Annotated in this window: 11 protein-coding genes; 2 read left to right on the forward strand and 9 right to left on the reverse strand. The window is 55.2% G+C overall.

The window, feature by feature from the left end; translation table 11 throughout:
* Positions 1–6: 6 nt before the first annotated feature.
* Entirely contained in the window at positions 7–1923 is a 1917-nt protein-coding gene (mngA, locus tag M8370_RS14120; protein ID WP_250021212.1) for a PTS 2-O-a-mannosyl-D-glycerate transporter subunit IIABC, read from the reverse strand.
* A 171-nt stretch (positions 1924–2094) separates the two neighbouring features.
* Here mngA and M8370_RS14125 point away from each other — a divergent pair, with 171 nt between their 5' ends.
* The gene (locus M8370_RS14125; RefSeq protein ID WP_013097539.1) at positions 2095–2811 is read left to right on the forward strand and encodes a GntR family transcriptional regulator; all 717 of its coding nucleotides are present in this window, start codon (positions 2095–2097) and stop codon (positions 2809–2811) included.
* Positions 2812–2893: 82 nt separating this feature from the next.
* On the opposite strand, the gene sucD is transcribed toward M8370_RS14125, so the two are convergent.
* The 8 genes from sucD to sdhC all read right to left on the reverse strand — a co-directional run bounded on the left by sucD (position 2894) and on the right by sdhC (position 12534).
* Positions 2894–3763, reverse strand: coding sequence for a succinate--CoA ligase subunit alpha (gene sucD / locus M8370_RS14130; protein ID WP_008501094.1), 870 nt, complete (start codon positions 3761–3763; stop codon positions 2894–2896).
* Entirely contained in the window at positions 3763–4929 is a 1167-nt protein-coding gene (gene sucC / locus M8370_RS14135) for an ADP-forming succinate--CoA ligase subunit beta (protein WP_006809579.1), read from the reverse strand. Before sucC ends, sucD begins: the two co-directional genes overlap by 1 nt.
* Positions 4930–5024: 95 nt before the next feature.
* Positions 5025–6245, reverse strand: coding sequence for a 2-oxoglutarate dehydrogenase complex dihydrolipoyllysine-residue succinyltransferase (odhB, locus tag M8370_RS14140; protein ID WP_013097540.1), 1221 nt, complete (start codon positions 6243–6245; stop codon positions 5025–5027).
* Between the two features lie 14 nt (positions 6246–6259).
* Complete coding sequence (gene sucA / locus M8370_RS14145) at positions 6260–9067, reverse strand: 2-oxoglutarate dehydrogenase E1 component (RefSeq protein WP_023622290.1); 2808 nt, start codon at positions 9065–9067, stop codon at positions 6260–6262.
* 223 nt (positions 9068–9290) lie between these two features.
* Positions 9291–10007 (reverse strand): succinate dehydrogenase iron-sulfur subunit SdhB, encoded by a 717-nt coding sequence (gene sdhB, locus M8370_RS14150; protein WP_008501090.1) that lies wholly within the window; start codon positions 10005–10007, stop codon positions 9291–9293.
* Between the two features lie 15 nt (positions 10008–10022).
* A complete protein-coding gene (sdhA, locus tag M8370_RS14155) occupies positions 10023–11789 on the reverse strand; it encodes a succinate dehydrogenase flavoprotein subunit (protein ID WP_014831113.1) in 1767 nt (588 codons plus the stop codon).
* The gene (gene sdhD, locus M8370_RS14160; protein ID WP_008501088.1) at positions 11789–12136 is read right to left on the reverse strand and encodes a succinate dehydrogenase membrane anchor subunit; all 348 of its coding nucleotides are present in this window, start codon (positions 12134–12136) and stop codon (positions 11789–11791) included. The genes sdhA and sdhD overlap by 1 nt, the downstream gene beginning before the upstream one ends.
* On the reverse strand, positions 12130–12534 hold the full coding sequence (gene sdhC / locus M8370_RS14165) for a succinate dehydrogenase cytochrome b556 subunit (RefSeq protein ID WP_020684965.1): 405 nt from the start codon (positions 12532–12534) through the stop codon (positions 12130–12132). The genes sdhD and sdhC overlap by 7 nt, the downstream gene beginning before the upstream one ends.
* 639 nt (positions 12535–13173) lie before the next feature.
* Between sdhC and M8370_RS14170 the strand changes: the two genes are divergently transcribed.
* On the forward strand, positions 13174–14457 hold the full coding sequence (locus tag M8370_RS14170; RefSeq protein ID WP_013097545.1) for a citrate synthase: 1284 nt from the start codon (positions 13174–13176) through the stop codon (positions 14455–14457).
* The last annotated feature ends 34 nt before the right edge of the window (positions 14458–14491 follow it).

The following is a 14491-nucleotide window of genomic DNA, read 5'->3' on the forward strand; positions in this document are numbered from 1 at the left end:
TGCGTTTTACGGTATGGCGTCTTCAGTGATGTATTTGCCCGTTTTGACCGCCTGACGTCGCCAGAGCAGCAGAATAAATGTGGAGATAGCGGTCCCCACCAGCGCCGCGCCAAACCAGCCTGCCGCTGCAACCACACCGCTCAGCCCTGCATCATGAAGTAAAAAGAGCGAGAAAATGCCTGCGCCCGGCGTGGACAGGCCGATCCCTATCGCGCCAACAATCGCCCCTGTCACCATGGAGCCCAGCACAAATGAGCCAATGACGCGGAGGGGATCTTCAATCGCCATCGGTATTGCCCCTTCGGTAATGCCCGCGAGGCCAAGCAGCCACGTTGATTTGCCGGTTTCAATTTCAAACGGTTTAAACAATCTCGGCGCCAGCATCGTTGACGCCGTCACGGTAAAGGCCGAGACCATCTTGACGGAGGCGAAAATTGCATAGGGGCCATACACCCCGTTGGCCATCGCCCCGAGGCAGAACGCGTAGGAGGCTTTGTTGACCGGCCCGCCCAAATCGAACGAACACATAAAGCCAAGGATCGCGCCCAGGAGCAGCGCATTCGCGCCAGATAGACCATTAAGCCAGGCGGTGAGCGCGTTGTTTATCCAGGCCACCGGTTCGCCGATCACAAACAGCATCAGGCTGCCTGCGCCCAGTACGCCAATAACCGGATAAAGATAAAAGGTTAAGAAGCCGTTGAAGCGGCTACTGAGGCGAATGTGATTTTTCACCCAGCGCATCAGGTAGCCCGCAATCAGCCCGCCTGCGATGGCACCCAGAAAACCGGAACCAATCATATTGGCAGCCAGACCAGCAGCGAAACCCGGCGTCAGCGCCGGTTTATCCGCCAGTGAGTAAGCGGTATACGCCGCCAGAACGGGAACCATCAGCATGCCGAGCATGCCGCCGCCAAGCTTGCGGTACATCCACAGCCACGAATTTTCCTGATCGAATAAGTGCTGCAGCCCCAGGATTTGCGCCAGCAATACCGACACGGCCAGCACTGTACCGCCAGCAACAATCAACGGCACCGCAAAGGAGATGCCGCTCAGGAGCGCCTGTTTGAGCTCGGTTTTGACACTCTTTTTAGTTTCGGTATCGACGGTCGCATGACGCGCAGCGTCGGCAGGCTTTAACGCCAGCGCACGTTCTATTAACGCTTCAGCATGGCGTAGTGGCTCCGCAACGGGTACGGAAACGGTGGGGATCCCCGCAAAGCGTTCACTCTCTTTGATCGCCACTTCTGCGGCAAAGATACATGCTCTGGCCTCCTGCAGTTGCTGCGACGTGAGGCGTCCCTCAATGCCGTTCGCCCCCTGCTTTTCCACCACCACGTTGACGCCCATCCTGCGTCCCGCTTTTTCCAGGTACTCCGCCGCCATATAGGTGTGGGCAATCCCGGCCGGGCAGGCGGTAACGCAGACAATAGTCGGGGTACTCTCCTGGATGGCGTCGGCCTGCTCCCCGGGCGCGGCGTCCAGCGCGGTCAGCACACCTTCTGCCGTGGTCGCCGCCATTACGCGGGCCCTGAGATCGTCATCCGCCAGGCGAGACGTGAGCGCCGTTAACACCTCAATATGTGTTGATCCGGCCTCCGCCGGAGGGATCGCGAGCAGGAAAATGAGCGTGACCTCTTCCGGCCCGTCCACCCCTTCCCATTCCAGCGGCTCGCACAGCGTTGCGACGGCAAATGCCGCCTCTTTTACCGTGGCCGATTTGCCATGGGGCACAGCCAGCCCCTCACCCAGCGCGGTTGGGCCAAGCGATTCCCGTTGAAAAACGTCCACCAGAAAAGCCTCGGCGTCAGTGATTTTTCCCAGCGCCTCCAGCCGCATCGCGAGCTGACGTATTGCCTCATCACGGCGGGAAAACTGCGCCTGAACGCAGACAGCACACGGATCGGTCAGGGTCGTCAGGTTCATAGAGATCCTCACAGTTGCATCGTTATAGTCTGCGGAAGATTGTGGCAGAGCGGATAATACATTTATGTGATCATTTTCACTAACATCAACATTTGTATTTAAGTTGTATTATTTACAAATCATTAGTTGAATGCATAATTCTCAGAAAAGGTATTAATCAGGCGCGATAAAATGGGCAATAAACCGCGATACCGGCAGATAGCGGATGTCTTCCGCGAAAAAATTAACGCCGGAGAATTAAAACCGGGTGACGCGCTACCAACGGAATCCAGCCTTCAGGAGGCGTTTAGCGTCAGCCGCGTCACCGTCCGGCAGGCCCTGAAACTGCTTGCCGACGAACAGATCATCGAAAGCATCCAGGGCAGTGGTTCATATGTGAAAGAGGAGCGGGTCAATTACGACATTTACCAGCTCACCGGCTTTTACGAAAAACTGGCGGATCGCAACGTTGATACGCACAGCGACGTTAAAATTTTTGAAGTGGTAAAAGCCGATACAAGACTCGCGGCTACGCTGGCAATTGGCGAGGATGATAAGGTCTGGCACGTCAAGCGCGTACGCTTCATCAAGCAGAAGCCGGTAAACCTGGAAGAAACCTGGATGCCGCTGGCGATGTTCCCCGACCTCACCTGGGAAGTGATGGAAAAGTCGAAATACCACTACGTTGAACAGATCAAAAAGCTGGTCATCGATCGCAGTGAACAGGAGCTGGTGCCGGTCATGCCCTCAGAAGAGGCGATTGCCGCGCTGGCGCTCGATCCGGCAAAACCGATCCTGGAAAAAGTCTCCCGCGGTTTCCTGAAAGATGGCCGGGTTTTCGAATACAGCCGCAACGTGTTCAATACCGACGATTACAAATTCACCCTCGTGGCGAAACGCAGGCAATAAAAAAGGCCGCTTTACAGCGGCCAACCATGTCGAAACGGACATTTTTTATTTCAACGCGCCCCTTTCAGGGCGCAGAGAGGACTTACTTAATGATGGATTTCAGTGCTTCGCCGATATCCGCCAGGCTGCGAACGGTCTTCACGCCTGCGGCTTCCAGCGCTGCGAATTTCTCATCAGCCGTACCTTTACCACCGGCGATAATCGCGCCTGCGTGACCCATACGCTTACCTTTCGGCGCCGTCACACCTGCGATGTAACCGACTACTGGCTTGGTTACGTGTTCTTTGATGTAAGCAGCCGCTTCTTCTTCCGCGCTACCACCGATCTCACCGATCATGACGATCGCTTCGGTCTGTGGATCTTCCTGGAACAGCTTCAGGATGTCGATGAAGTTAGAGCCAGGGATTGGGTCACCGCCGATGCCCACACAGGTGGACTGGCCGAAGCCGTAGTCGGTGGTCTGCTTAACCGCTTCATAGGTCAGCGTACCGGAACGGGAAACGATACCCACTTTGCCCGGCTTGTGAATGTGACCTGGCATGATGCCGATTTTGCATTCGCCTGGGGTGATCACGCCCGGACAGTTCGGGCCGATCATGCGCACGCCCGCTTCGTCCAGCTTCACTTTCACGGTCAGCATATCCAGCGTCGGGATACCTTCAGTGATGGTGATGATCAGTTTGATGCCTGCGTCGATCGCTTCCAGAATGGAGTCTTTGCAGAACGGTGCCGGAACGTAGATAACGGTCGCGGTTGCGCCCGTCGCTTCTACGGCTTCACGCACGGTGTTGAACACCGGCAGGCCCAGGTGCGTGGTGCCACCTTTACCTGGGGTTACGCCGCCAACCATCTGCGTACCGTAGGCAATCGCCTGCTCGGAGTGGAAAGTCCCCTGGCTACCGGTGAAGCCCTGGCAGATAACCTTGGTATCTTTATTGATTAAAACTGACATTATTTCCCCTCCACTGCGGCAACAACCTGCTGAGCTGCATCCGTCAGACTTTTCGCTGCAATAATATTCAGGCCGCTGTCAGCCAGTTTTTTCGCGCCGAGTTCAGCGTTGTTACCTTCAAGACGCACAACAACCGGAACGTTAACGCCCACTTCTTCTACCGCGCCGATGATGCCGTCTGCGATCAGGTCGCAACGTACGATACCGCCGAAGATGTTCACCAGAACGGCTTTCACGTTGTCGTCAGAGAGAATGATTTTGAACGCTTCGGTTACGCGCTCTTTGGTTGCGCCACCGCCTACGTCGAGGAAGTTCGCTGGCTCGCCGCCGTGCAGCTTAACGATGTCCATGGTGCCCATCGCCAGGCCCGCACCGTTAACCATGCAGCCGATGTTGCCATCCAGCGCCACGTAGTTCAGTTCCCACTGAGCAGCCTGTGCTTCACGCGGGTCTTCCTGAGACTGGTCACGCATTTCGCGCAGATCCGGCTGGCGGAACAGGGCATTGCCGTCAGCACCCAGTTTGCCATCGAGGCAGATCAGATCGCCCTGAGTGGTGATCACCAGCGGGTTGATCTCGATCAGCGCCAGATCGCGCTCCAGGAAGATGGTCGCCAGACCCATGAAGATCTTGGTGAACTGCTGAACCAGCTTGCCTTCCAGACCCAGTTTGAACGCCAGCTCACGGCCCTGGTAAGGCATTGGACCTGCCAGTGGATCGATAGCCACTTTATGGATCAGGTGTGGCGTCTCTTCTGCCACTTTTTCGATTTCCACGCCGCCTTCGGTAGACGCCATGAACACCACGCGACGCGAGCTACGGTCTACCACCGCGCCCAGATACAGCTCTTTCGCGATGTCGGTTGCCGCTTCAACCAGGATCTGGTTGACTGGCTGGCCGTTCGCATCTGTCTGGTAAGTGACCAGACGCTTGCCGAGCCAATGTTCAGCAAATGCACGAATTTCTTCTTTGCTCTTAACAACCTTCACACCGCCCGCTTTACCACGGCCACCAGCGTGAACCTGACATTTAACTACCCACGGGCCGGAACCGATTTTAGATGCGGCTTCTTCTGCTTCACGCGGGGTAGTACAGGCATAACCCACCGGAGCCGGTAAGCCATACCGGGCAAACAGCTGTTTGGCCTGATATTCATGTAAGTTCATGTGTTCTATCCATCCTTCAGGGTAATCGTTATCTTCAAACCTGCAGGCCGGTGCAAGGCGTATCCGGCCTACAGGGCAGGTGATGCTAAAAGGGACTAGACGTCCAGCAGCAGACGCGTTGGATCTTCCAGCAGCTCTTTAATCGCTACCAGGAAGCCCACGGACTCGCGGCCGTCAATCAGACGGTGATCGTAAGAGAGCGCCAGATACATCATTGGCAGGATCTCCACTTTACCGTCTACCGCCATCGGACGATCTTTAATGGCGTGCATACCCAGGATCGCGCTCTGCGGCGGGTTGATGATCGGGGTAGACATCAGCGAGCCAAATACGCCGCCGTTGGTAATGGTGAAGTTACCGCCGGTCAGGTCGTCTACGGTCAGCTTGCCGTCGCGGCCTTTCACGGCCAGCTCTTTAATATTTTTCTCGATGTCGGCCATACCCAAGGTATCCACATCACGCAGAACCGGAGTCACCAGACCACGTGGCGTAGACACCGCCATGCTGACGTCGAAATAGTTGTGGTAAACCACGTCATCACCATCGATGGACGCGTTCACTTCCGGGTAGCGTTTCAGCGCTTCAACAACCGCTTTCACGTAGAAGGACATAAAGCCCAGACGGATACCGTGACGTTTTTCAAACGCGTCACCGTACTGCTTACGCAGGTCCATGATTGGCTTCATGTTCACTTCGTTGAAGGTGGTCAGCATCGCGGTGGAGTTTTTCGCTTCCAGCAGACGCTCTGCCACACGCTTACGCAGGCGAGTCATTGGCACGCGTTTTTCACTGCGCGCACCCAGAGCAGGCTGTGCTGCTGGGGCTGCCACAGGGGCTTTCGCTTCTGCCTGAGCAGGCGCTTTCGCCAGGTGTTTGTCGATGTCTTCACGGGTCAGACGACCGCCTACACCGGTACCTTTGATGGCTGCCGGGTCAAGGCTGTGTTCAGCCAGCAGGCGACGGATCGCCGGGCTGAGCGCGTCGTTGGTCTGTTCTTCCAGAGATGCCTGCTGGCGCTGAGCCGGCGTAGAGGCTTTCTCTTCAGACTTCGCGCTGGACTCTTTGCCCGCGCTGTTGCCTTCACGCAGGCGACCCAGGATCTGGCGAGAGGTTACGGTGGTGCCTTCGTCTTCCAGCACCGCGTCCAGAACGCCATCCGCCGAAGCCGGTACTTCCAGTACCACTTTGTCAGTTTCGATTTCTACCAGCACTTCATCGCGCTTAACGGCATCGCCTGGTTTTTTATGCCAGGTAGCGACGGTCGCATCTGCTACAGATTCAGGCAGGTCGGGAACAAGAATATCTACGCTACTCATTATGTATCCTTTAATTAATCGACGTTCAGCGCGTCATTGACCAGATCTTGTTGCTGCTTCTGGTGAACGGACATATACCCTACCGCCGGAGAGGCGGAGGCCGGGCGACCTGCATAACGCAGGGCAGACCCAAATGGAATCACTTCACGGAAATGATGCTGGCTGCAGTACCATGCGCCCTGGTTGAGCGGCTCTTCCTGGCACCAGACAAAATCATGCACGTGAGCGTACGGTTTCAGCGCTTCCTGCACCGCCTGGTGCGGGAATGGATAAAGCTGTTCGATACGCACGATGGCGACATCTTTCTGATCGTTCTTACGGCGCTGTTCCAGCAGGTCGTAATAAACCTTACCAGAACACATCACCACACGCTTCACAGCCTGCGGATCCAGTTCATCAATCTCACCGATGGCAGGCAGGAAAGTGCCATTCGCCAGCTCATCCAGGCTGGACACCGCCAGTGGGTGACGCAGCAGGGATTTTGGTGACATGACCACCAGCGGACGACGCATACCGCGCAGCGCCTGACGACGCAGCATGTGGTAAACCTGAGCTGGGGTGGACGGTACGCAAACCTGCATGTTCTGCTCAGCGCAGAGCTGCAGATAACGTTCCAGGCGCGCGGAGGAGTGCTCAGGACCCTGGCCTTCATAACCATGTGGCAGGAGCATCACCAGGCCACACATACGGCCCCATTTCTGTTCGCCAGAAGAGATGAACTGGTCGATAACCACCTGAGCACCGTTGGCGAAGTCACCGAACTGCGCTTCCCAGATGGTCAGCGTACGCGGCTCTGCGGTAGCGTAACCGTATTCGAAGGCCAGCACCGCTTCTTCAGAGAGCACGGAGTCCCAGACCTTGAACTGGCCCTGACCGTTATGCACGTGCTGCAGCGGGGTGTAGGTTGAACCGTTAGACTGGTTGTGAACTACCGCGTGGCGGTGGAAGAAGGTGCCACGGCCCGCATCTTCACCGGACAGACGAACAGGAATACCTTCGTCAACCAGCGTCGCGTAAGCCAGCGTTTCTGCACCGCCCCAGTCGAACAGCTTCTCACCTGCCGCCATAGACTGACGGTCAGCATAAATTTTTGCCACGCGAGACTGCATCTCGATGGCGTCTGGCACGGTGCTGATGCGTTTAGCCAGCTCCTGCAGGCGCTTCATCTCGACCTTGTTCGGGTAGCTCTCATCCCACTCGTGGTTGAGGTACGGCGACCAGGTAAAGGAGTGCATGTTCATCGGACGCAGCTCTTTCACCACGCACTCACCCGCATCCAGCGCGTCGCGGTAGAGGTTGACCATTTCGGTCGCATCTTCCAGCGTCGCCACTTTTTCGCTTTCCAGCTTGTCAGCGTAGATTTTGCGCGGCGTCGGGTGTTTTTTGATTTTCTGGTACATCAACGGCTGGGTTGCACTTGGCTCGTCGGCTTCGTTGTGGCCGTGACGGCGGTAGCAGAACAGGTCGATGAACACATCGCGTTTGAAGGTGTTACGGAAGTCCAGCGCCAGACGGGTCACGAAGGCGACCGCTTCCGGGTCATCCGCGTTCACGTGGAAGATTGGCGCCTGTACCATCTTGCCGATGTCGGTGCAGTAAGGGGTTGAACGCGCATCCAGTGGGTTAGACGTTGTGAAGCCCACCTGGTTGTTGATGACGATACGAACGGTACCGCCCACTTCATAACCACGCGCTTTGGACATGTTCAGGGTTTCCTGAACCACGCCCTGCCCTGTGACCGCCGCATCACCGTGAATGGTGATTGGCAGCACTTTGTTGCTGCTTGGCTCGTCCAGACGATCCAGACGCGCACGCACGGAACCGATAACTACCGGGCTGACGATCTCCAGATGCGACGGGTTAAACGCCAGCGCCAGGTGAACCAGACCGCCTTCGGTTTCGATATCAGACGAGAAGCCCATGTGGTACTTCACGTCACCGGTGCCGAGATGTTCTTTATGTTTGCCCGCGAATTCGTCGAACAGGTCCTGCGGTTTTTTACCCAGCACGTTGACCAGCACGTTCAGACGACCACGGTGCGCCATGCCCAGTACCACTTCACGGGTACCGCTCTTGCCAGCATGACGAATCAGCTCTTTCAGCATTGGCACTAACGCATCGCCGCCTTCCAGCGAGAAGCGTTTTGCGCCCGGGAACTTCGCGCCCAGATAGCGCTCAAGCCCTTCCGCTGCGGTCAGTTCGTTCAGGAAGCGTTTTTTCTCGTCAGCCGAGAAGGTCGCGTGGCCCGCTACGGATTCGATACGCTGCTGGATCCAGCGTTTCTCTTCGGTAGAAGTGATATGCATGTATTCCGCGCCGATGGAGCCGCAGTAGGTTTGCTTGAGGGCGTCGATCAGATCGCCCAGCTTCATCGTGTCTTTACCGATGGCAAAAGAACCTACGTTAAAGCTTTCCTGGAAATCGGCCTCGGTCAGATCGTGATACGCCGGATCGAGATCCGCCACACGGTCTTGTTTCCACAGTCCCAGCGGATCGAGATTCGCATGCTGGTGACCACGGAAGCGATAAGCGTTAATAAGCTGCAGGACTTTAACCTGCTTCGCGTTGGTGTCAGGGTCGGAAATCGCAGAAGAGTAACGTGAGGCATCCTTCGCCAGACGACGGAAATAATCACGTGTTTTGGAATGGAATTGATCCGGTTTGACTCCCGTGCCAGGCAACTGCTGGAACATGGAACGCCAGTTTGCGTCCACTGAGTCAGGATCGGTTAAGAAGTCTTCATAGAGCTGTTCTATCCAGCTCTGGTTGGCACCAGAGAGGTAAGAAGAGTCCAGCCAGGCTTTCATTGCGCCGTTCTGCATCGTGATCCCTTAAGCATTTTTATGCTTACTTTCGCCGTAGAAACTACCACGCACACCGCGTGTACGTGCCGGGGTTCACCTGCGAGCTCTTTTACTTTGGCCCGCGAAGGAACCTTTAGAAACTGTCTAGACTTCAGGGCAGTTTTTAAAGGTTTCTGCAATCTATCCCCTCTCCCTTTGGGAGAGGGTTAGGGTGAGGGGGAACAGCGCCCCCTCTCACTACTTACGCACTGCGCTGCAGCAGCATCGACTTAATATGGCCGATGGCGCGCGTCGGGTTCAGCCCCTTCGGACACACACTGACGCAGTTCATGATGCTATGGCAGCGGAATACGCTGAAAGCGTCACTTAAACCTTCCAGACGACTATCGGTTTCGGTGTCGCGGCTATCGATCAGGAAGCGATAGGCAGCCAGCAGACCGGCCGGGCCGATGAACTTGTCCGGGTTCCACCAGAACGACGGGCACGACGTTGAACAACATGCACAGAGAATACACTCATACAAGCCGTCGAGTTTTTCACGCTGCTCAGGAGACTGTAAATGCTCACGAGCGGGTGGATTTTGCCCATTATTCAATAAGTAAGGCTTAATCTTCTCATATTGTGCATAGAATTGCCCCATGTCTACCACCAAATCACGCACGACCGGCAGGCCTGGCAGAGGACGGATAACAATTTTCTGGCCCGGGCGCTGCAACGCGGAAATTGGCGTGATGCAGGCCAGACCATTTTTGCCGTTCATGTTGACGCCGTCAGAGCCACACACCCCTTCACGGCAGGAGCGACGGAACGACAGTGTCGGATCTTTTTCTTTCAGCTGGATTAACGCATCCAGCAGCATCATGTCACGACCTTCTTCCGCTTCCAGCGTGTAATCCTGCATGCGCGGAGCGTCATCTACATCCGGGTTATAACGATAAACTGAGAATTCGAGTTTCATTGTCCTGTCTCCGCATTAGTAAGTACGAATCTTCGGCGGGAACGCCGGACGCAGTTTCGGTTCCATGTTCACCTGACGGCGCGTCATGGTTTCCGACTCTGGCAGATACAGGGAATGGCACAGCCAGTTTTCATCGTCACGATCCGGGAAATCGAAGCGGCTATGCGCGCCACGGCTTTCGGTACGGAAGTTGGCCGACATCGCGGTTGCGAACGCGGTTTCCATCAGGTTATCCAGCTCAAGACACTCAACGCGCTGGGTGTTGAACTCGCTGGAAGTATCATCCAGACGGGCGTTTTTCAGGCGCTCGCGGATCGCTTTCAGCTGCTCAAGACCTTTCGCCATCGCGTCACCTTCACGGAATACCGAGAAGTTGTGCTGCATACATTCCTGCAGCGCTTTGCGGATTTCCACCGGATCTTCACCGTTACGGTTACCGTTCCAGCGGTTCAGACGCTCAAGCGATGCATCAATTTCGTCGTCAGTGGCGTCACGCAGCGCGCCCTGTTCGGCAATGGATTCCTGCAGGTGCAGACCCACCGCACGACCAAACACCACCAGGTCCAGCAGGGAGTTCCCCCCCAGACGGTTGGCACCGTGTACGGACACACAGGCAATTTCGCCTACCGCGAACAGGCCAGGGATGACCACATCTTCGCCCTGCTCGTTCACGGTCAATGCCTGACCGGTCACTTTGGTCGGAATACCGCCCATCATGTAGTGGCAGGTAGGGATAACCGGAATTGGCTCTTTCACCGGGTCGACGTGGGCGAAGGTACGGGACAGTTCCAGAATACCCGGCAGACGGGATTCCAGTACCTCTTTACCCAGGTGGTCGAGTTTCAGCTTGGCGTGTGGACCCCATGGGCCATCACAGCCGCGACCTTCACGGATTTCGATCATGATGGAACGCGCCACCACGTCACGACCCGCCAGGTCTTTCGCATTCGGGGCATAACGTTCCATGAAACGTTCGCCGTGTTTGTTCAGCAGGTAACCGCCTTCACCACGGCAGCCTTCTGTCACCAGAACACCCGCACCGGCGATACCGGTTGGGTGGAACTGCCACATCTCCATATCCTGCACCGGCACGCCAGCGCGGATAGCCATCCCAACGCCATCACCGGTATTGATGTGGGCGTTAGTGGTGGACTGGTAAATACGCCCTGCACCGCCGGTTGCCAGCACGGTTGCGCGCGCTTTGAAGTAAACCACTTCACCGGTTTCAATGCACAGCGCAGTACAACCAACAATCGCGCCATCGGCGTTTTTCACCAGATCCAGCGCATACCACTCGGAGAAGATAGTAGTGTGGTTTTTCAGGTTCTGCTGATACAGAGTATGCAGTAGCGCGTGACCGGTACGGTCAGCCGCTGCCGCGGTACGTGCCGCCTGCTCTCCGCCGAAGTTTTTCGACTGGCCGCCAAACGGACGTTGATAGATGGTGCCATTTTCCAGACGGGAGAACGGCAGACCCATATGATCCAGCTCCAGAATCGCTTCCGGGCCAGTCTTACACATATATTCGATGGCATCCTGGTCGCCGATGTAGTCGGACCCTTTTACCGTGTCGTACATGTGCCATTCCCAGTTATCTTCATGGGAGTTACCCAGCGCAACGGTAATACCGCCCTGCGCAGATACCGTGTGGGAACGGGTCGGGAATACTTTAGAGAGCAGCGCACAGGTCTGGCCGCTCTGGGAAATTTGCAGCGCGGCGCGCATACCTGCGCCACCCGCACCAATCACAACAGCATCAAATTCTCTGACTGGCAGTTTCATTACACACCCCACACCACAACGAATCCATAAATAACGTAAACCACCAGTGCAACGACAATGGCCAGCTGCAGAGGAAGGCGAATCGCCAGCGGTTTAACGTAATCGGTCAACACCTGCCACATGCCAATCCAGGCATGAATAAGAATGGAGAACAGCGCCAGCAGGGTGAACACTTTGGTGAAGGCAGATCCGAAGAACCCACTCCAGATTTCCCACGTCAGCGTGCCGCTGGTCGCGAAGAAACCGATCATATAGATGATGTAGAGGGTGAGAACGATGGCGGTAGCACGGACCAGAATGAAGTCATGTACGCCGTTGCGTCCTAATGCGGAGGCGTTGCTTACCATACGAGAACTCCTGCGAGAAGTGAAAGCACGACTGTAATCACAAATGAAATGTTAGCGGAACGTTTCCCGGCTTCGAAAGTCTCTTCCAGGTAACCAAAGTCCATCAGCATATGGCGAACACCCACCACAACGTGGTACGCCAGCGCGGTCAGAATGCCCCACATGATGAATTTCACGAAGAAGCTGTTCATGATGGCAGAGGCCTGGAGGAATCCTTCAGGAGAAGAGAGGCTGGTGCCCAGTAACCACAGCAGAATGCCTACCGCCACAAACGTAATCACACCCGATACACGGTGCAGAATGGACGCTATTGCTGTTACGGGGAACCGGATCGTTTTGAGATCCAGATTGACAGGTCTTTGTTTTTTCACATTTCTTATCATGAATAACGCCCACATGCTGTTCTTATTGTTTCCTTCCTCCGGACTGCGATGCGGGTCAGACAGCGTTCCTTTTCTATAACTGCGCGTCATGCAAAACATTGCTTCCAAATGCTAAAACGACACGTTACAACGCTGGGTGGCTCGGGATTGCAGGGTGTTCCGGAGACCTGGCGGCAGTATAGGCCGTTCACAAAATCATTACAATTAACCTACATACAGTTTGTCGGGTTTTCTCTGGAACAGTGATCAGGGTCACGATAACAACATCTTTTTAATTTTTAATCATCTGATTTGACAAATGTTAAACAATATTGTTACAAACGTCATCAGAAAAGGCATATAATGCGCAAAAGTTATGAGGTCTCTCTTTCACCTGACAAATAGTTATGTAACAGTGTGATGGTATTGACCGAAGTTATCAGGACAGTTATTAGTGATATACAGGTTTGAAAAATTCGGACTGCAAAAACGCTGATTTGCTGTTGTTTCACTGATATTTCATTCGTTTACCTGCAAGGCGCCATAGCTCTGTACCCTGGTTTGTCCTCGTGAGCTGAGCGGTAAGCCAAATAACAATCTGGTAACGGTGATTAACAGCTGAAAGCAAATCCGGTAAAGCGCAGTCTTAAGCATAAGGCGCTAAGGAGACCGTAAATGGCTGATACAAAGGCAAAACTCACCCTCAACGGTGGTGATGCTATTGAACTGGATGTGCTAAAAGGCACGCTCGGTCAGGATGTTATTGATATCCGTACGCTGGGTTCCAAAGGAGTGTTCACCTTTGACCCTGGATTTACCTCTACCGCATCTTGCGAATCCAAAATCACCTACATTGACGGTGACGAAGGTATCCTGCTCCATCGCGGCTTCCCCATCGATCAGTTAGCCACCGAATCCAACTATCTGGAAGTGTGCTACATCCTGCTGAACGGCGAAAAGCCGACGCAGGCTCAGTATGATGAATTCAAAACCACCGTCACCCGTCACACCATGATCCATGAGCAGATTACCCGTCTGTTCCATGCGTTCCGTCGTGACTCTCACCCGATGGCGGTGATGTGCGGGATTACCGGTGCGCTGGCGGCGTTCTACCACGACTCCCTTGACGTGAATAACCCACGCCACCGCGATATCGCCGCGTTCCGCCTGCTGTCCAAAATGCCAACCATGGCAGCGATGTGCTACAAATACTCCATCGGTCAGCCGTTCGTATATCCACGCAACGACCTCTCCTATGCCGGTAACTTCCTGCGCATGATGTTCTCCACGCCGTGCGAAGAGTACGAAGTGAACCCGGTGCTGGAACGCGCGATGGACCGTATTCTGATCCTGCACGCTGACCACGAACAGAACGCCTCTACCTCCACCGTCCGTACCGCAGGCTCTTCAGGTGCGAACCCGTTCGCCTGTATCGCTGCAGGCATCGCCTCCCTGTGGGGACCGGCGCACGGCGGCGCGAACGAAGCTGCACTGAAGATGCTGGAAGAGATCAGCACCGTTGAGCACATTCCTGAATTCGTGCGCCGCGCGAAAGACAAGAATGACTCCTTCCGTCTGATGGGCTTCGGTCACCGTGTGTACAAAAACTACGACCCACGTGCAACCGTGATGCGTGAAACCTGCCACGAAGTGCTGAAAGAGCTGGGCACCAAAGACGATCTGCTGGAAGTGGCGATGGAGCTGGAACACATCGCGCTGAACGACCCGTACTTCATCGAGAAGAAACTCTACCCGAACGTAGACTTCTACTCTGGCATTATTCTGAAAGCGATGGGCATTCCGTCATCCATGTTCACCGTAATCTTTGCCATGGCGCGTACCGTGGGCTGGATTGCGCACTGGAACGAAATGCACAGCGAAGGCATGAAAATCGCCCGTCCTCGTCAGCTGTATACCGGCTACGAGCAGCGTGATTTTAAGTCTGATCTTAAGCGCTAAAAGACGTGGGTGCGGCCTGATGTCCTCACCCCGG

The sequence above is a fragment of the Enterobacter cloacae complex sp. OE43NF genome, assembly GCF_023544405.1.
In the GTDB taxonomy this organism is placed as follows: domain Bacteria; phylum Pseudomonadota; class Gammaproteobacteria; order Enterobacterales; family Enterobacteriaceae; genus Enterobacter; species Enterobacter cloacae.